Below are 16665 nucleotides of genomic sequence, written 5' to 3' on the forward strand. Positions count from 1 at the left end.
GGACGGCGAGAGGAGACCCGTGTCGTCCACCCTGCTGTCCCGACGTGATCTGCGGTTCCTGCTCCACGACTGGCTGGACGTGACCCGGCTGACCGAGCGGCCACGCTACGCGGAGCACTCCCGGGAGACCTTCGACGCGGTGCTCGAACTGGCGGAGCGGGTGGCCACCGAGCACTTCGCCCCGCACAACCGGGCCGCCGACCTCGACGAACCCACCTTCGACGGCCGGCGGGTACGCATGATTCCCGAGGTCAAGGCGGCGCTGGACGTCTTCGCCGAGACCGGCCTGCTGGCGTCCACGCTGGACGAGTCGGTCGGCGGCATGCAGCTGCCGCACGTCGTGGCCGCCGCCTGCTTCGCCTGGTGCCAGGCCGCGAACGTGGCCACCTCGGCGTACCCGATGCTCACCCTCGGCAACACCAACCTGCTGCTCGCCCACGGCAGCCCCGAGCAGATCGACACCTGGGCCCGCCCGATGATCGAGGGACGCTTCCACGGCACCATGTGCCTCTCCGAGCCGCACGCCGGCAGCTCGCTGGCGGACATCACCACCCGTGCCGAGCCGCAGGCCGACGGCACCCACCGGCTGTACGGAACCAAGATGTGGATCTCCGGCGGGGAGCACGAGCTGGGCGAGAACATCGTCCACCTGGTGCTGGCCCGGCTGCCCGGTGGCCCACCCGGGGTGAAGGGCATCTCGCTCTTCATCGTGCCGAAGGTGCTCCTCGGCCCGGACGGCACGCCCGGCGACCGCAACGACGTCGTGCTGGTCGGCCTGAACCACAAGATGGGTTTCCGGGGGACGACCAACACCCTGCTCGGCTTCGGCGAGGGTGCGCACCGGCCGGGCGGCCGGGCCGGCGCGGTCGGCTACCTGGTGGGTGAGCCGCACCAGGGGTTGGCGCAGATGTTCCACATGATGAACGAGGCGCGGATCGGGGTGGGCGCCGCCGCGACCGCCCTCGGCTACACCGGGTACCTGAAGTCCCTGGAGTACGCCCGCCAGCGGCCGCAGGGGCGGCCGCTGGCCGCGAAGGACCCGGCGACGCCGCAGGTGCCGATCGTCGCCCACCCCGACGTGAAGCGGATGCTCCTCGCGCAGAAGAGCTACGTGGAGGGCGCGCTGGCGCTGGTGCTCTACTGCGGGCGGCTGCTCGACGAGGCGAGGAGCGCCCCGGAGCCGGCCGACCGGGCCCGCGCCGACCTGCTGCTCGACGTGCTCACCCCGATCGTGAAGAGCTGGCCCGCCCAGTGGTGTCTCGCCGCGAACGACCTGGCCATCCAGGTGCACGGCGGCGCCGGCTACACCCGCGACCACGACGTCGAGCAGCACTGGCGGGACAACCGGCTCAACCCGATCCACGAGGGCACCCACGGCATCCAGGCGCTGGACCTGCTGGGCCGCAAGGTCACCATGCGCGACGGGGCGGGACTGGCCGCGCTGGTCGACGCGATCGGCGCGACCGTCGAGCGGGCCGGCAAGACAGGTGGGGAGTGCACCGAGCCGGCCGAGCGGCTCGCCGCCTCGGTGCGGCGGCTCACCGACGTCACCCGCCGGCTCTGGAGCGCCGGTGACCCACAGCTCGCGCTCGCCAACGCCACCGTCTACCTGGAGGCGGCCGGCCACGTGGTGGTCGCCTGGATGTGGCTGGAGCAACTGCTCGTCGTCGAGACCGCCGGCGCCGCCGCCCCGGACGCCGACCTGTACGCCGGCAAGCGGCACGCCGCGCGCTGGTTCTTCCGGCACGAGCTGCCCCGTACCGGCCCCCAGTTCGACCTGCTGGCGAGCCTGGACCGGAGCACGCTGGAGATGCACGACGCCTGGTTCTGACCGATCTCCTGCCGGGCCTTCGTCGGTCCGGCCTCGTTCTGGTCGGGTCCCCCTGGCGGGCCCTCGCCGGTCAGGCCGCGTGGCGGGCCACGTAGACCGTGTTCGCCGACTCGCCGCCGGTCAGCGGGTTGGCGAACGGCACGACGTGCGCCCGCGCGGTGGCGAAGACCTCGGCGAGGGTCTGCTCGAACGCCGGCTCGGGCGGATCGTCCGACCAGAGCGCGAAGACCCCGCCCGGGTGCAGGTGACCGGCGAGCCGACGCAGCCCGGCCGGCGTGTAGAACGCCGCGTTGCGCGGATGCAGCACGTGCCGCGGAGAGTGGTCGATGTCGAGCAGCACGGCGTGGAAGCGGCGCCCGGGACGGTCGGGGTCGAACCCGTCGCCGTCGACGGCCGCGAAGAAGTCGGCCTCGACGAGGCGGGTCCGCGGGTCGTCGGCGAGGCCGGCCGCGAACGGCAGCAGACCGCGCCGGTGCCAGTCGATGACGTCCTCGATCGCCTCCACGACGTGCAGCGACCGCACCCGGTCGTCGGCGAGCGCGGTGCGCGCGGTGTAGCCGAGACCGAGACCACCGACGACCACGTCCAGTTCGGCGTCGGCGAGCGCGGCCAGCCCGAGCCGGGCCAGCTCGATCTCCGCGACCGGGAAGAGGCTGGACATCAGGAACTCGTCGTCGAGCTTGACCTCGTACACCTCGGTGTGAAGTGCCGGGTCGCGTCGCCGGCGCAGGCTGATCAGGCCGATCGGCGTCTGCCGCCAGGCCAACTCCTCGAAGCGCGCGCCCACCCGGTCCTCATCTCGTCGGTTCCGTGCCGGATGCTACCCGGCGCCCGGGTCAGCCCGACGCGAGCGCGCACGTCACCACGACGGCCGCCACGGTGACCGTGACCACGGCGACCGGGCGACGCAGCGGAGCCTGCCGTTTCAGCACGACCAGCAGGACGCCGGTGACCGCCGAGGCGAACGCGGCCAGGGCGGCGACCCAGACGTATCCCGCGGCCCGCGGCAGCTGCGGGTCGTGGAGCGCCGCGACGCCGATGGCCACCGCCAGCCAGCCCGGCGGGGCGACGACCGCGCAGAGCAGGGCCAGCGCCTCGGGGCCGGGCGCCGGCCCGGGGATCACCGGATCGGCGCGGTCGGGTCGCTGCCATGGGCGTCGGCCGTCGGAGGGGTGCACGGCGGTGACGGTACGCCGGGGAGGTGCTGCGGCGGCCCCCGACTACCGAGGGTCCACCGAGGATCGACGCAGCGCATATCCTGTGCCCGGTCGAGCACCGGAGAGGACGCCCATGCCGTCGCGGCAGGACCAGCTGCACTCGTACCAGTTCACCGTCCAGCGGGCGGTCGCCGCGCTGGTCATGCGGGACACCGACCCGGCGCAGTCGCCGTTGCGGCGGCTCGCCGGCGCGGCGCTGGCCGGCGTCCTGGTCGCCGCGATCGGCCTGGGGGGCTTCGCGCTGTACGGGCTCTTCGCCGGCGGGGGCAGCAACTGGCGCGACAGCGGCGCGGTCATCGTCGAGAAGGAGTCCGGCGCCCGGTACGTCTACCGGGAGGAGAAGCTGCACCCCGTCCTCAACTACGCCTCGGCGCTGCTGATCGTCGGGGCGGAGCGGCCCCGGACGGTGCTGGTGTCCCGCCGCTCCATCGAGGGCGTGCCGCGCGGTCTGCCGCTGGGCATCGCCGACGCCCCGGACTCGCTGCCAGCCCCGGCCCGGCTCGCCACCACCCCCTGGACGGTCTGCTCGGTCACCCCCGTCGAGGCCGGCCGCGCCGTCACCCGCTCGGTGCTGCTGATCGGCGAGGACGCGGGCGGCGGGCGGCGTCTCGGCGACGAGGCGCTGCTGCTGCGCGACCCCGACGGCGGGCTGCACCTGGTGTGGCATCAGCGGCGCTACCTGATCCGCGACCCCGCCCGGGTGCTCGCCGCGCTGGCCACCACCCGGGCGCGGGCCGTCCCGGTCGCTCCGGCGCTGCTCAACACCCTTGCGGCCGGAGTCGATCTCGCGCCGCCCGAGCTGCCCGACCTGGGCCGGAGGTCCACCCGGGTGCCGGGCGGGGAGATCGGCGACGTCTACCTGGTGCGCAACTCCGGTGGCGGTAGGCAGTTCGCGGTCGCCGTCCGCGACGGGCTGGCCGGGATCACCGAGCTGCAGGCGAGCCTGCTGCTGGCGCGTACCGGTCAGGGCGCGCCCGAGCCGATGACGCTGGGGCGCTTCGCCGCGCTGCCCGAGGTGGCCGACCTGACCCCGTCGGGCCCGGCCGCCCCGCCGGCGGCCCCGCCCCGGCTGGCCGGCGTCGACGGCGGTGGGCTCTGCGCCCGGGTGGGGGACGAGGCGGGGGCGGCGGAGATACGCGTCGGGGCGCGCCTGCCGGAGCTGGCGGCCGTGCCGCGAACCGACGGGGCGGGTGGCGCAGCGCGCGCCGACCAGGTGGTGGTGGCACCGGGCCGGGGCGCTGTCGTCGAGGCGGTGGCGGCGCCCGGCGCCACCGGCGGGTCGCTCTCGGTCGTCACCGACCTCGGCCGGCGGCACGTGGTGGCCGACCGTGGGGTGCTGGCCATGCTCGGCTATCGGGACATGCCGCCCGCCCGGCTGCCGGCCGGCGTGGTGAGCCTGGTGCCGGCCGGCGCCACGCTCGATCCGGCGGCGGCGCGGGCCGCCGCCGCGTCGGGCTGACCTCCGCTCAGTCGGCGGGGCGGCGCAGCAGGGTGACGGCGAAGTCCGCGTCGTCCCGCCAGGGACGCAGGTCCCAGGTCGCAAAGCGCTGCTCCAGTCGCAGGCCGGCGGCGACCGCGTCGCCGTCGAAGTCGGGCAGCGGGTAGCCGCGGCCGGTGCCGAAGCCGACCGCCAGCACGCCGTCCGGGCGCAGGTGCGCGGCGATGCGGCGCAGCACTTCCCGCTCCGTGCCCGGCGCGACGAAGGTCAGCACGTTCCCGACCAGCACCGCCGCGTCGAAGGGCTCCGGCTCGCCGCGCGCGGGCAGGTCCAGCTCGGCGAGGTCACCGACGAGCCAGCGCGGGCCGGGATGATCGGCCTGGGCGGCCTCGACCAGCGCCGGATCGGCGTCGACGCCGACGACGGTGTGCCCCCGCGCGGCCAGTGCGGCGCCGACCCGGCCGGTGCCCGAGCCGGCGTCGAGGATCCGGGAGCCGGGCGTCACCAGCGCGTCGACCAGCCGAGCTTCGCCGGTGAGGTCCGCCCCCTCCGCCGCGAGCCGGCGGAACCGGTCGATGTACCACTGCGAGTGTTCGGGACCGGTGTCGGTCACCCAGCGCGTCGGGTTTGGCATCCGCCCACCGTAACCAGCCCCATGCCCGGCCCCGCACGCGCTCTCGGCGCACTTTCACGGAAAGAGTGGCCATTCCACGCGGGATAGGCACTCTTTCCGGGAAAGTGCGGGGCGGAGTGGGGAAGCGCGGGCCGGGAGCGGGGTCAGCCCTTCTCGGCGCCGGCGGTGAGGCCTTCGGTGAGGAGGCGTTCGCTGGCGAAGAAGAGCAGCACGATCGGGAGGGTGAGGACCACCGAGCCGGCCATCAGCACCGTCTTCGGCACCTCCACGCCGTCGGCCAGCTGCGCGAGCCCCAGCGACACCGTCCACCGGTGTGGCTTGTCGACGAGGAAGAGCAGGGCGAAGAGGAACTCGTTCCAGGCGATCATGAAGTCGTAGAGGGCGACCGCCATGATCGACGGGGCGGCGAGGGGCAGGCTGACCCGGCGGATGATGCCGATGCGACCCGCGCCGTCGATCGCGGCGGACTCCTCCAGGCTGACCGGGATGGTCTCGAAGTAGTTCTTGAGCATGTAGACCGAGACCGGCAGGGTCTGCGAGATGTAGACCCGCACCAGCCCGAAGAGCGAGCCGCGCAGCCCCGCCCGGGTGAAGACCACGAAGAGCGGGATGGCGATCACGATGGACGGAAAGAGGTAGACGGCCAGGAAGAGGAAGTCGACCTGACGGCGGCCGAAGAAGCGCAGCCGGGACACCGCGTACGCGCCGGGGATCGCCACGATCAGCGTGAGCACTGTGGCGGCGACGGCGACGAGGCCGCTGTTGCCGATGAAGGCGAGGAAACCCTGCCCGCCGTCCTCGGTGGCCTTGAGCACCTCGGCGTACGTGCTCACGGTCAGCTCGCCGAGGCCGACCACCAGCGCGCCGGGGTCGAGCAGCAGCCGCTCGATGGGGCGCACCGAGAGCACAAGCATGTAGTAGAAGGGGAAGGCGGTGACCAGCAGGAACGCGGCGATCACCAGCCGCCGCAGCCAGCGCAGCCCCACCGTCTCGACGCGGTCGCGGTCCATCACTCCACCCTCCGGCCGAAGAAGCGCAGGTAGATCAGGACGAAGACGACGAGCACCACGGCCAGCACGACAGCCTGCGCCGCGGCCGCGCCGATGTCGGTACGCGCCGTGAGGAACTCGTAGACCCGGACGCTGACCACCTCGGTGCCGGCCGCGCCCCCGGTCAGCAGGTAGACGTCGTCGAACTTGTTGAACGTCATGATGAACCGCAGCACGCCGAGCAGCGCGATCACCGGCATCAGCTGCGGGAGCAGGATGTGCCGGAAACGCTGCGTCGGGGTGGCGCCGTCGACCCGGGCGGCCTCCTCCAGCTCACCCGGCACCGCCTGCAGGCGGGCCAGCAGGAAGAGGAACGCGAACGGGAAGTAGCGCCACGTCTCGAAGGCGATCACGGTGGCGAGCGCGGTGGACTGCTGGGACAGGAACGGGACGGGGGCGTCCCAGCCGAGCAGCCGCTGACCCCAGTGGTTGACGACGCCGAGCTGTGGGTCGAGCATCACCTGCCAGACGAAGGTCATGGCGACCACCGGCGCCACGTACGGCAGCAGCATCGACGCCCGTACCAGGGTGCGGCCCCGGAACGGACGGCGGACGACCAGCGCCGCCACCAGGCCGAGCGCGATCGACCCGGCGGTGCTGCCGACGCTGTAGGTCAGCGTGGTGACCAGCGTGTCGGCGAAGCCGGGGGTGTGCAGCACCCGGTCGATGTTGTCCAGGGTGAACTCGCCGAAGAGCCCGGTGCGGCGCAGCGTCGCCAGCCGGACCCGCTGGAAGGCGAGCACCACGGTCCAGACGATCGGGATGCCGATCACGGCGACCACGACGAGCAGGGTGGGCGCGACCAGGGCGAGCCCGGCCCGCGACTCGCGTCGGCGCAGGGTCAACGGTCTGCGGCGTGCCCGGCCGGCCGGTCGCTCCCGGGTGGGGGAGCGGCCGGTGCCCGGCGCGGTGGTGGTCAATTGACGCCTGCCTTGATCGCCTCCACGTCCTTCTTCGCGCGGCCGGCGGCCGCCGCGGCGTCTGACTTGCCGGTGATCACCTCGTTGAGCGCCTTCGGCACCGGCAGCTCACCGAGGATCGCGCCGACGAGCTTGCCCTGCCCCTGGGTCAGCCCCCAGCGCTGGAAGGTGTCCGGGCTGGTCCGCAGGCCGTCGAGGACCTGGTCGCCGTAGACCTCGGTGAGCGGCTTCTTCGTGTCCACGCCGGCCTGGCTGCTGTTCCAGGCGGTGAGGAACTTCTCCGGCTCGGAGGTGGTGCCCTTGCGGGCGGGGAACCGGCCCTCGGGGGACATGCCGAACCAGCGTGGGTAGGCGTCGTCGAGCAGGTACTCGACGAAGGTCTTCGCGGGGGTGGCAGCCGCGCCGTCGAGCACCGCCCAGGAGCTGATCTCGCCGTACTGCGCGGGCGCGGCGCCGTTCGGGCCCTTGATCGCGGTGACGAACCCGCTGTTCTTCGCCAGGAAGGTGCTGTCGGCCGTGCACTGCGGGCAGGTCGGCTTGGCGTCGTTGCGCAGCCCGGCCAGCTCGTCGAGGATGAACGGCGACCAGATCACCATGGCGGCGCGGCCGGCGAAGTACGTGGCGCGGGTGGTGTCGACGTCCTGCGCGCCCTTGACCGAGTGGTCACGCATCAGGTCGCCGTAGAACCGGAACGCCTCGACGCACTGCGGCGAGTCGAGCGTCACCGCGCCGGAGTCGTCGGTGAGTTGGCAGCCGTTGGCGAGTGCCAGGTGTTCGAACGTCTGCTGGGTGAAGACGTCGCCGGGCGCGGTCGACGCCGTGATGCCGGCGATCCCGCCGGTGTTCAGCCGGGCCGCCGCGGCGGCGATCCGCTCGTACGTGTCCGGCGCGGGGAGCCCGGCCGCGTCGAAGAGGTCCTTGCGGTAGACGAGCAGCTGTCCCCAGCCGTCGCTGGGGACGGAGAGTTGCCGGCCCTGCTCGCTGGTCAACTCCAGGGCTCGGGGGGAGAACGTCTGCCGGCCGAGCCTCTCGACGATCTCGCCGTTGGCGTCGGGGTGCAGCAGCTCGTTGCCGGCGAGGGTGCGGACGCCGGCCAGCGAGACGGAGCCGACCACGTCGGGTAGCTCCCCGGCGGCGGCGCTGGACGCGATGAGGGCCGGGAACTGGTCCTCGTTGACGGTGACCAGCTCGACCTGGATTCCGGTCGACGCGGTGAAGTCGGCGATGATCGCCCTGGTGGCGGTCACCCGGTCGGCGACGTCCTCCAGGCTCCACACGGTGATCTTCTTGTCGTTGCTGTCGGGCTCGTCGGCGCCGCAGGCCAGCAGGGTGGTCCCGGCCAGTGCCATGATCAGGGTGGCGGCGAGCGTCCGCATCGGAGTGAATGACATCGGCGGCACTCCTCTCGAAGGGTACATCGGGGATTCAACGCCTTCGATTGATCAATTACAAGACATATGCCGATTTTTTGTTCTACGATGGAGCCCGGCGCTACCGGGATGTGACTCATGGTCAATTGGGTTGTCTCTCTCGCCGGGCCCCGACGGATCAGCCTGGAGCCCTGCCCCGTGGACCCACTCGGTCCGGGCCAGGTCCGCGTCCGCACCTGCTACTCCGGCATCTCCGCCGGCACCGAGCTCACCCTCTACCGGGGCAGCAACCCCCGGCTCAGCAAGGACTGGGACGACATCAGCCGGATGTTCGTACCGCGCCAGACCCCGGTGCCCTATCCGCTGGTCGGCTTCGGCTACGAAGAGGTCGGCGAGATCGTCGAGGTGGCACCCGAGGTGACCGACCGGCACCCGGGGCAGATCGTCTGGGGCATCTGGGGCCACCGGGCCGAGGCGGTCCTCGCCGCCGACGCCGTCGCGCCACTGGCCCCCGGGCTCGACCCGCTGGCGGGCGTCTTCGCCCGCCCCGGCGCCATCGCGCTCACCGCCGTACTCGCCGGCGACCTGCACCTCGGGGACTGGGTCGGCGTGTTCGGCCAGGGCGTGATCGGTCTGCTCGCCACCCGCCTCGCGGTGCTCTCCGGCGCCCGCGTCGTGGCCGTGGACCGGGTCGCCGGCCGGCTCGTGCACGCCGCCCGCTACGGCGCCCGGTCGACCGTCGACGCGGGCGTCGAATCGGCCGCGGCCGTGCTGCGCGGCGCCACCGGTGGCCGGGGCGCCGACGTCTGCCTCGAGCTGGCCGGGGCGTACCCGGCGCTGCACGAGGCGATCCGGGCCACCACCCACGCCGGCCGCGTCGTGGCCGCCGGCTTCTACCAGGGGCAGGCCGACGGCCTCGGCCTCGGCGAGGAGTTCCACCACAACCGGATCCAGCTGGTGGCGGCCCAGGTCTCCGGGCCCACCCCGGCGCCCGGCATGGCCGGCCGGTGGACCGGGACCCGGGTCGCCCAGACCTTCATGGAGCTGGTGACCGAGGGGAACGTGGACCCGCTGCCGCTGGTGACTCACGTCGTCGACGCCGGCGCGGTGGCCGATGCGCTGGCGTTGCTCGACCGCGGTGACGGTGACGTCCTCCAAGTCGTGTTGAGGTTCCCATGACCATTCCGATCGCCTGCCAGGAGCAGCTCCTGCCCGGCACCGACCTGATCCAGAAGTACGCGCTCGCCGTCTCCCTCGGCTACGACGGGATCGAGCTGCGCGGACGCGGCGACCTGGCCTTCGCCCAGCGGCTTCCCGAACTGCGCCGGGCCCGCGCCGCCGGCGTGGTGATGCCCACCGTCTGCGTCGAGATGGACCACTTCATCGGCGACTTCGACCCGGCGCGCTCCGCCGACGCCGTACGCAACCTGCGCTCGCAGCTCTCGGTCCTCGCCGAGCTGGGCGGCGTCGGCGTGATGACCCCCGCCGCCTGGGGGATGTTCTCCCGGCGGCTGCCGCCGTTCGAGCCGCCCCGGCCGCCGGCCGGCGACCGGCAGGTGCTCGTGGACGCGCTCGGCCTCCTCGGCGAGCACGCCCGCCGCGAGGGGGTCGTGCTCTTCCTCGAGCCGCTGAACCGGTACGAGGACCACATGGTCAACCGCCTCGACGAGGCGATGACGCTCTGCGCGGCGGTCGGGCTGCCCTCGGTGCGCGTGGTCGCCGACACCTTCCACATGAACATCGAGGAGGACGACGTGCACCGGGCGCTGCGCGCCGCCGCGCCGTACCTGGGGCACGTCCAGGTCAGCGACTCCAACCGGTACCAGCCCGGCGCCGGTCACCTCGACTGGCCGGCGTTGGTCCGCACCCTGCTCGAACTCGGCTACCAGGGCTGGCTGGCGCTGGAGTGTCGGCTCCGCGGCGATCCGGTGCGGGCGCTGCAGCAGGCTGCCACGGTGCTGCGGCACGCCGAGCCGCGCCGGGCGGCGGCGTGAACACCGGCGGCCTGCGGCCCGAGGGCGCGCTCGACGCGGCGCCGGGCAGGCCCGATCGGGGCGAGTCGACCGACGAGCCGAACGGGCCGGGTGACGACGGCGCCGTCGGCGGGCCGGGCGACGACGTCGAACGGCTGCGCCGGCTCGCCGGGGCGACCCTGGAGGCGAACTGGGAACACGACCACACGGTGCCCTCGCGCACGCTCTACCCGCACCAGTGGAGCTGGGACTCGGCGTTCATCGCGATCGGGTGGGCCCACGTCCGTCCCGAGCGCGCCTGGCGGGAGCTGGAGAGCCTGTTCCGCGCCCAGTGGGCGGACGGGCGAGTGCCGCACATCGTGTTCAATCCGCGGCTGCCGGTCGGGGCGTACTTCCCCGGGCCCGAGTTCTGGGCGTCGGCGCGGGTCGAGGGCGCGCCGACCATCGCCACCTCCGGGCTGGTCCAGCCGCCGGTGCACGCCCTCGCGGCCTGGCTCGCGTACCGGCGGGCCCCCTCGGACGCGGCCCGCGCGGCGATGCGCCGGCTCTACCCCCGGCTCGTGGCCCAGCAGCGCTACCTGGCGACCCGCCGGAACGTGGGCGGCGCCGGGTTGGCCTGCGTGGTGCACCCGTGGGAGTCGGGGCTGGACAACAGCCCCGCCTGGGACGCGCCGCTGGCGGCGGTGCCGGCCGACGCGGCGGTGATGCGGGCGTACCACCGGCACGACACCGCGCACGCCGCCCCCGCGCACCGCCCCACCGACCTGGACTACGCGCGGTACGTGGCGATCGTCGCCTCCTACCGCGAAGGCGGCTACCGGGACGAGGACCTGCCCGGCCGGCATCCCTTCCTGGTGGAGTGCCCGCTGTTCAACGCGGCGGCGGGCGCGGCGGAGCACGCGCTGGCCCGGATCGCGCCGCTGGTCGGCGCCGACCCGGCTCCACACCGGGACCGGGCGGCCCGCATCACCGAGGCGCTCGTGCGCCGGCTGTACGACCCGAACACCGGGACGTTCCAGCCTCGGGACCTGCGGACCGGGCGGCTGATACCGGCGCGGACGGTGCTCGGCCTGGCGCCGCTGATGCTGCCCGACCTACCGACGCCGCAGGCCCGGACGGTCGTCGCCGAGGCGTGCTCGGCCCGCTTCGGCGTGGCACTCCGGATGGCCCGACCGCTGCCCAGCCACGACCGCACCGCGCCGGACTTCGAGCCGCTGCGTTACTGGCGCGGCCCGAGCTGGATGAACGTCAACTGGTGGGTCCGCTGTGGACTGCTCGGCCACGCGCGCGCCGACCTGGCCGAGGGGCTGGCGCGCTCGATGGTGGGGCTGGTGGCGACCGCCGGCTGCCACGAGTACTTCCATCCGGACACGGGGGCCGGGCTGGGCTCGCCGGCCTTCGGCTGGACCGCGGCGCTCCTGCTCGACCTGCTGGCCGAGACGCGCGAGCCGGCCCCCGTGATCTGAGCCGCCGGCGGGCGGTCCGGCGTCACGCGGGCGTACCGGCGCTCTCCGCGGCGAGGCGGGTGGCGCGCTGGGTTCCCCACTCGCCGAGCGGGCGGAGGGCCTGGTTGAGGGACCTGCCGTGCTCGGTGAGGGAGTACTCCACTCTGGGCGGAACCTCCCGGTGGACCTCGCGGTGGATCAGCCCGTCCTCCTCCATCTCGCGCAGGTGCTGGATGAGCATCTTCTCGCTGACACCGGGGAGGCCTCGCCTGAGTTCCCCGAAGCGGCGGCTGCCGTAGGTGTCCAGCTCCCAGAGGATCAGCGACTTCCACTTTCCCGAGACCACGTCCATCGCGGCGTCGATGCCGCAGATGTAGGGACCGCGCCTGCTGCTCGACGCCACCGCACCCTCCCCTGGCCAGGAGCCACGCCAATACTTACCAGAAGGTAAGTATTGAACAATTTAGTGAGTACTTGTCCACCGGAGAGTACTCGCGAACGATGGTCATCGGCGCGCCCGTCAACTCACCGAGCAGAGCAGAGGGATCTCCGAATGACCACCAGCACAACGTTTCTGGGACTGGGAGCGATGGGCAGCGCGCTGGCCACGGCGGCGATCGCCGGCGGCCGACCCACCGTCGTCTGGAACCGCACCGCACACCGGGCAGAGGCGCTCGCCGGGCGTGGCGCGACCGTGGCCGCGACCGTGGCGGAGGCGATCGCGGGCGACGGCGTCATCGTCGTCTGCCTCTTCGACCACGAGTCGGTGCACGGCGTACTCGACCCGGTCGCCGCCGGTCTTCCCGGACGCACCGTGATCAACCTGACCACCACGACGCCGAACGAGTCGCGCGACTTCGCCACCTGGGCCGCCGAGCGCGGCGTCACCCTCCTCGACGGCGCGATCATGGCCGTTCCAGAGATGATCGGCAGTCCCGGCTCGGCGATCCTCTACAGCGGCTCGCCCACCGCCTTCGCGCAGCACCGGGCGCTGCGTGACCTCTGGGGCACCAGCAGCTTCCTCGGAACGGACGCCGGCATGGCCTCCCTCCACGACATGGCGATGCTCGCCGGCATGTACACGATGTTCGCCGGCTTCCTGCACGGCGCGGCGATGGTCGGCGCGGCGGGTGTCCCGGCGGCCGAGTTCGCCCAGCGGCAGGCACCGTTCCTCGCCGCCATGGTCGGTCAGCTGGCCGGCCTCGCCGCGACGATCGACGCGAAGGACTACACCGGCGACGGCCAGCAGAGCCTGCGGTTCACCGAAACCGCCCTGGCCACGCTGCTGAGAGCCACCGACGAGCAGGGTGTCGACCCGGTGGTGCTCGAGCCGGTGCACGACGTCGTCCGACGGCAGATCGCCGCCGGCCACGGCGAAGACGGCACCGCCCGGATCTTCGAGGAACTGAGGAGCACCCGATGAGCCGCCCCGGCACGCCGACCGCCGTCACCGTGATCGGTCTCGGCCCGATGGGCCGGGCGATGGCCGGTGCCCTGTTGCGGGCCGGGCACGCCGTGACCGTGTGGAACCGTACGCCCGGTCGCGCCGACGACCTCGTCGCCGCCGGGGCCAGGCGGGCGCCCAGCCCCGCGGACGCCGTCGCCGCGAGCGGTCTGACCATCCTCAGCCTCACCGACTACCAGGCGATGTACGACATTCTCGGCCCGGTGGCGGACGACCGGCGGCGGCCCGGCGTGCTGGCCGGCCGGACCCTCGCCAACCTCAGCTCCGACACGCCCGACGCGTCCCGGGAGGCGGCCGCGTGGGCCGCCGACCGTGGCGCGAGCTTCCTCACCGGCGGGGTGATGGTGCCGGCTCCCGCGATCGGCCACCCCGGGTCGTACGTCTTCTACAGCGGGCCCGAGGACGTTTTCGAGGTGCACGAACCGGCGCTGAGCGTCGTCGGGCAGCCGAAGTACCTCGGCGCGGATCCCGGGCTCGCTCAGCTCTTCTACCAGGCCCACCTCGACGTCTTCCTCACCGCGCTGTCGAGCCTCCTGCACGCCACGGCCCTCGTCACCGCGGCCGGCGTGCCGGCGGCCGACTTCCTGCCGGGCGCGCTCGCCACCCTCACCGACATTCCGGAGATGATCGGCGACGGGTCGCAGCTGGCCCGGCAACTGGAGGCCGGCGAGCACCCCGGGGACCTCAGCACCACCCTGATGATGGGCGCCACGGCGGATCACATCGTGCGGACCAGTGCGAGGGCCGGCGTCGACGTCCGGTTGCCGGAGGCGGTCAGGTCCCACTACGAGCGGGCGATCGCCGCCGGGCACGGCACGAGGAACTGGACCGCTCTCTACGAGGTGATCAGGGCGGACGGCTGACGGTCGGACGGGACACCGGGCGGGCGCGAGCCCCCAGCGCCCGTGCCCGCCCGGTGGGTGCCACCGCTGGCGAGTTCCCGGACGACGGTCCGGGGTCGGTCGCGGTGGTACGCAACGGAGCATCGAGCAGGTGACCGTTCGGGTCGGGCGGTCGACGGTGACCGGTCTGCGTCATGGCGCACACAGGACACCCGGAGCCGGCCGGCGTCGACCCCGGGAGGTCGGTCGCGGGAGACTACCGGCGGGCGGTGTCCCAGACCACCGCCCGGTAACCCTCCCCGGTCGGGTTGAGGACTCCGACGACGAGCCCCCGGTCGTTGATGGACTGGACTCCGCCGATGGAGGCACCGTGCTGGAGCGGACCGAGGTCGATGACCCGGTTGCGGGTCCAGACCACCCCGTGGGTCTGCTGGTCCGCGGTGCTCGACTGCCCGGCCACGCTGCCGGCGCTGTTGATGGCCGAGGCCTGGGCGAAGTCGCCGCCGAGGGGAGCGAGTTCGGTGCTGGTGCCCCGGTGCCAGCGCACCGGGCGGGTGCCGAGCGGCCCGTCGGGGTTTCCGGCGAACTCACCCCGGCTGTTGATCCCGACGGTCGTGATGGCGCCGAGGTCGGTGCGGACCCCGTCGTGCCACAGGAAGTTGTGCCAGTTCGGGTCGCCGTCGAGGCGCATGCTGCCGAGCACCTGACCGCGATCGTTGATGTCGTGCGCCATGCTGGCCAGCGCGTCGGGCGGGCCCAGCCGGATCAGTCGGCCGTTGCGCCAGAGCGCCGCCTCGCTCGTCGTCGCGGTGGTGACGAACCCGACCGCCTCGCCCCGGTTGTTGATCGTCACCGGGTAGCTGTCACCGCCCAGGCCCGGCAGGTCGACGCTGCGTCCGTCCCGCCAGAGGAATCCCTGGCCGTACATGCCGCTGGTCTCGGTGTACCGGACGCCGATCACCTCGCCACGATCGTTGACGTCGAGCGCCTGAGCCGGGCCCTGTACGGCGGCGAGGTCGATCGGGCTGCCGTTGCGCCACCGCACCGGCCGGCCGTCGCTGCTGCCGACGACCTCGCCGCGTTCGTTGACGGCCGTCGCCGCGCTGTTCTCGCCGAGTGCGCCGAGGTCGGTGAGGACGCCTCGCTGCCAGCGGAAGGCGCGGGACCTGCCGTCGGCGGTCGCGCTGGTGCCGACCACCTGGCCGGCGTCGTTCACGTCGGTGGGGGTGCTCCAACTGCCGCCGAGGGTGCCGAGATCCCGCCAGGTTACGGTCGCCGGCGGGCCGGCCGGTGGCTTGCCGGCCGGTGGCTCGTCGGCCGGTGGTGAGGCCGACGCCGTCCCGGCTCCGAACGTGCCGAGACCGGCGACGAGAGCTGCCGCGATCGCCAGACGGATGAGCCTGCCCCGGATCCGGTCTGCGCGCCCCATGCGTCTCCCCTTCTCGTTGCGTACGGGTACCGTCACTCTGCGCCAGAGCGGGTCGGGGTGTTGTCCCTCGCGCGGTCGAGAACGGGGAGGGTTTTCCCGCCATCCGCCAGGACGTCCATTCGTGACAGTGCCGAGCGGGCCGCTGGTTGGGGACGGTCTCGTCCGTGAACGGCGGCGGCCGACCGATCGTGGACCCGGCCCGGGGGACTGCTCCCAGGAACGACCCCGGTGGTATCCGTTCGACGGAGAGACGACCTCACCGGGATCGACGAGGTCGCCTCGATCCATCCGGCCAGTGAGGTCGCCGAAGCCGCCTGGCTCGGATACGCCGACCGCGAGCGCGTCTCACCGGCTTGTCGACCAGCTGCGCGCCGAGGCGCTGCTGCGCTGATCCGGGGCCGGTTTGTCGGCGTCGGGCCGGGGTATGCGCCGGACCGGCGACGAAGGAGGCGCGCGTGCGGTTTCCCCGCTTCATCGACGCGGTCTCCCGGCGCTCCGGGCTTCCGCCGGAGCAGGCGGCCGACGTCGCCCGTGCGGTGCTGCAGACGATGGCGGAGCGGGTGACGGGTCGTCCGACGGACGATCTGGCCGGGCGACTGCCGGACGACCTGGACGGCTACCTGTCGGGGGCGGGGGCGGGGACGGACGCGGCGTCGGGGCCCGCCGGCCCCGCGGAGTTCCTGCGCCGGGTGGGGGAGCGGGCCGGGGTGGACGAGGCGACGGCACGGCGGGGCACCGGAGCGGTCTTCGCGACCCTGCGGGAGGCGGTCACCGTCGCCGAGTTCCAGGAAATGGTGGCCCGGCTGCCGACGCGCGCCGACGGCGCTGTGCAGCCGCTCCCGCCGACGTACGATGGCTGAGCCCGGACCAGCCGCGCGCTCCTGTCCAAGGTCCGACATTCGCCGAAGTTCCGGAAATTTGCCGGTGGTCGGCCGGGTTAGCCGGAAGATTGACCGCCCGTCGCGCTCTATGCGACAACTACTCTAGGTGCCAGAGGGATGATCGGTCTGTTTCCCCGACCCCTCGTCTGAGGCCCCGATCGGCTCTTCGGG

General features: G+C 73.3%; 16 protein-coding genes. 8 read left to right on the plus strand and 8 right to left on the minus strand.

Annotation, left to right across the window (positions count from 1 at the left end):
• Positions 1-19: 19 nt before the first annotated feature.
• Positions 20-1831, plus strand: coding sequence for an acyl-CoA dehydrogenase (locus D7147_RS24775; RefSeq protein WP_233563405.1), 1812 nt, complete (start codon positions 20-22; stop codon positions 1829-1831).
• A gap of 70 nt (positions 1832-1901) precedes the next feature.
• Here the strand turns inward: D7147_RS24775 and D7147_RS24780 are convergent, their stop codons facing one another.
• The gene (locus tag D7147_RS24780) at positions 1902-2618 is read right to left on the minus strand and encodes a polyamine aminopropyltransferase (protein ID WP_120681754.1); all 717 of its coding nucleotides are present in this window, start codon (positions 2616-2618) and stop codon (positions 1902-1904) included.
• 49 nt (positions 2619-2667) lie between these two features.
• Positions 2668-3009 carry a hypothetical protein gene (locus tag D7147_RS24785; RefSeq protein ID WP_147437443.1) on the minus strand — a complete coding sequence of 114 codons (342 nt, stop codon included), beginning with the start codon at positions 3007-3009 and terminating at the stop codon, positions 2668-2670.
• Positions 3010-3121: 112 nt separating this feature from the next.
• Here D7147_RS24785 and eccB point away from each other — a divergent pair, with 112 nt between their 5' ends.
• Positions 3122-4507 carry a type VII secretion protein EccB gene (gene eccB / locus D7147_RS24790; RefSeq protein ID WP_120681758.1) on the plus strand — a complete coding sequence of 462 codons (1386 nt, stop codon included), beginning with the start codon at positions 3122-3124 and terminating at the stop codon, positions 4505-4507.
• A 7-nt stretch (positions 4508-4514) separates the two neighbouring features.
• Here eccB and D7147_RS24795 read toward each other — a convergent pair whose 3' ends face one another.
• The 4 genes from D7147_RS24795 to D7147_RS24810 all read right to left on the minus strand — a co-directional run bounded on the left by D7147_RS24795 (position 4515) and on the right by D7147_RS24810 (position 8480).
• Positions 4515-5120 carry a class I SAM-dependent methyltransferase gene (locus D7147_RS24795; protein ID WP_120681760.1) on the minus strand — a complete coding sequence of 202 codons (606 nt, stop codon included), beginning with the start codon at positions 5118-5120 and terminating at the stop codon, positions 4515-4517.
• A 143-nt stretch (positions 5121-5263) separates the two neighbouring features.
• Complete coding sequence (locus D7147_RS24800; protein WP_120681762.1) at positions 5264-6130, minus strand: carbohydrate ABC transporter permease; 867 nt, start codon at positions 6128-6130, stop codon at positions 5264-5266.
• Positions 6130-7089, minus strand: coding sequence for a carbohydrate ABC transporter permease (locus D7147_RS24805; protein ID WP_120681764.1), 960 nt, complete (start codon positions 7087-7089; stop codon positions 6130-6132). Before D7147_RS24805 ends, D7147_RS24800 begins: the two co-directional genes overlap by 1 nt.
• Positions 7086-8480 carry an ABC transporter substrate-binding protein gene (locus tag D7147_RS24810; RefSeq protein ID WP_120681766.1) on the minus strand — a complete coding sequence of 465 codons (1395 nt, stop codon included), beginning with the start codon at positions 8478-8480 and terminating at the stop codon, positions 7086-7088. Before D7147_RS24810 ends, D7147_RS24805 begins: the two co-directional genes overlap by 4 nt.
• 117 nt (positions 8481-8597) lie before the next feature.
• On the opposite strand from D7147_RS24810, the gene D7147_RS24815 reads away from it, so the two are divergent.
• The 3 genes from D7147_RS24815 to D7147_RS24825 all read left to right on the plus strand — a co-directional run bounded on the left by D7147_RS24815 (position 8598) and on the right by D7147_RS24825 (position 11898).
• On the plus strand, positions 8598-9638 hold the full coding sequence (locus D7147_RS24815) for a zinc-dependent alcohol dehydrogenase (protein WP_120681768.1): 1041 nt from the start codon (positions 8598-8600) through the stop codon (positions 9636-9638).
• Positions 9635-10453, plus strand: a complete 819-nt coding sequence (locus D7147_RS24820; RefSeq protein WP_120681770.1) for a sugar phosphate isomerase/epimerase family protein — start codon at positions 9635-9637, stop codon at positions 10451-10453. Before D7147_RS24815 ends, D7147_RS24820 begins: the two co-directional genes overlap by 4 nt.
• 134 nt (positions 10454-10587) lie before the next feature.
• Positions 10588-11898: an MGH1-like glycoside hydrolase domain-containing protein gene (locus D7147_RS24825; RefSeq protein WP_120681998.1), complete on the plus strand. Its 1311-nt coding sequence runs from the start codon at positions 10588-10590 to the stop codon at positions 11896-11898.
• Positions 11899-11920: 22 nt separating this feature from the next.
• Here the strand turns inward: D7147_RS24825 and D7147_RS24830 are convergent, their stop codons facing one another.
• Positions 11921-12280, minus strand: coding sequence for a winged helix-turn-helix transcriptional regulator (locus D7147_RS24830; protein WP_120681772.1), 360 nt, complete (start codon positions 12278-12280; stop codon positions 11921-11923).
• A 150-nt stretch (positions 12281-12430) separates the two neighbouring features.
• Between D7147_RS24830 and D7147_RS24835 the strand changes: the two genes are divergently transcribed.
• Both D7147_RS24835 and D7147_RS24840 read left to right on the plus strand, forming a co-directional pair.
• The gene (locus tag D7147_RS24835) at positions 12431-13300 is read left to right on the plus strand and encodes an NAD(P)-dependent oxidoreductase (protein WP_120681774.1); all 870 of its coding nucleotides are present in this window, start codon (positions 12431-12433) and stop codon (positions 13298-13300) included.
• Positions 13297-14205, plus strand: a complete 909-nt coding sequence (locus tag D7147_RS24840; RefSeq protein WP_120681776.1) for an NAD(P)-dependent oxidoreductase — start codon at positions 13297-13299, stop codon at positions 14203-14205. Before D7147_RS24835 ends, D7147_RS24840 begins: the two co-directional genes overlap by 4 nt.
• Positions 14206-14440: 235 nt before the next feature.
• Here the strand turns inward: D7147_RS24840 and D7147_RS24845 are convergent, their stop codons facing one another.
• Positions 14441-15613 (minus strand): hypothetical protein, encoded by a 1173-nt coding sequence (locus D7147_RS24845; protein WP_158609391.1) that lies wholly within the window; start codon positions 15611-15613, stop codon positions 14441-14443.
• 455 nt (positions 15614-16068) lie between these two features.
• Between D7147_RS24845 and D7147_RS24850 the strand changes: the two genes are divergently transcribed.
• Positions 16069-16473 carry a DUF2267 domain-containing protein gene (locus D7147_RS24850; protein ID WP_120681780.1) on the plus strand — a complete coding sequence of 135 codons (405 nt, stop codon included), beginning with the start codon at positions 16069-16071 and terminating at the stop codon, positions 16471-16473.
• Positions 16474-16665: the final 192 nt, after the last annotated feature.

The sequence above is a fragment of the Micromonospora musae genome, from assembly GCF_003626545.1.
GTDB classification, from domain to species: Bacteria; Actinomycetota; Actinomycetes; order Mycobacteriales; family Micromonosporaceae; genus Micromonospora; species Micromonospora musae.

Excerpts from the sequence above, each read along its gene's own strand:
- D7147_RS24835 (WP_120681774.1), top strand. The coding sequence starts at position 12,431 with ATGACCACCAGCACAACGTTTCTGGGACTGGGAGCGATGGGCAGCGCG.
- D7147_RS24820 (WP_120681770.1), top strand. The coding sequence starts at position 9,635 with ATGACCATTCCGATCGCCTGCCAGGAGCAGCTCCTGCCCGGCACCGAC.
- D7147_RS24845 (WP_158609391.1), bottom strand. The coding sequence starts at position 15,613 with ATGGGGCGCGCAGACCGGATCCGGGGCAGGCTCATCCGTCTGGCGATC.
- D7147_RS24815 (WP_120681768.1), top strand. The coding sequence starts at position 8,598 with ATGGTCAATTGGGTTGTCTCTCTCGCCGGGCCCCGACGGATCAGCCTG.
- D7147_RS24810 (WP_120681766.1), bottom strand. The coding sequence starts at position 8,480 with ATGTCATTCACTCCGATGCGGACGCTCGCCGCCACCCTGATCATGGCA.
- D7147_RS24840 (WP_120681776.1), top strand. The coding sequence starts at position 13,297 with ATGAGCCGCCCCGGCACGCCGACCGCCGTCACCGTGATCGGTCTCGGC.
- eccB (WP_120681758.1), top strand. The coding sequence starts at position 3,122 with ATGCCGTCGCGGCAGGACCAGCTGCACTCGTACCAGTTCACCGTCCAG.
- D7147_RS24795 (WP_120681760.1), bottom strand. The coding sequence starts at position 5,120 with ATGCCAAACCCGACGCGCTGGGTGACCGACACCGGTCCCGAACACTCG.
- D7147_RS24800 (WP_120681762.1), bottom strand. The coding sequence starts at position 6,130 with ATGGACCGCGACCGCGTCGAGACGGTGGGGCTGCGCTGGCTGCGGCGG.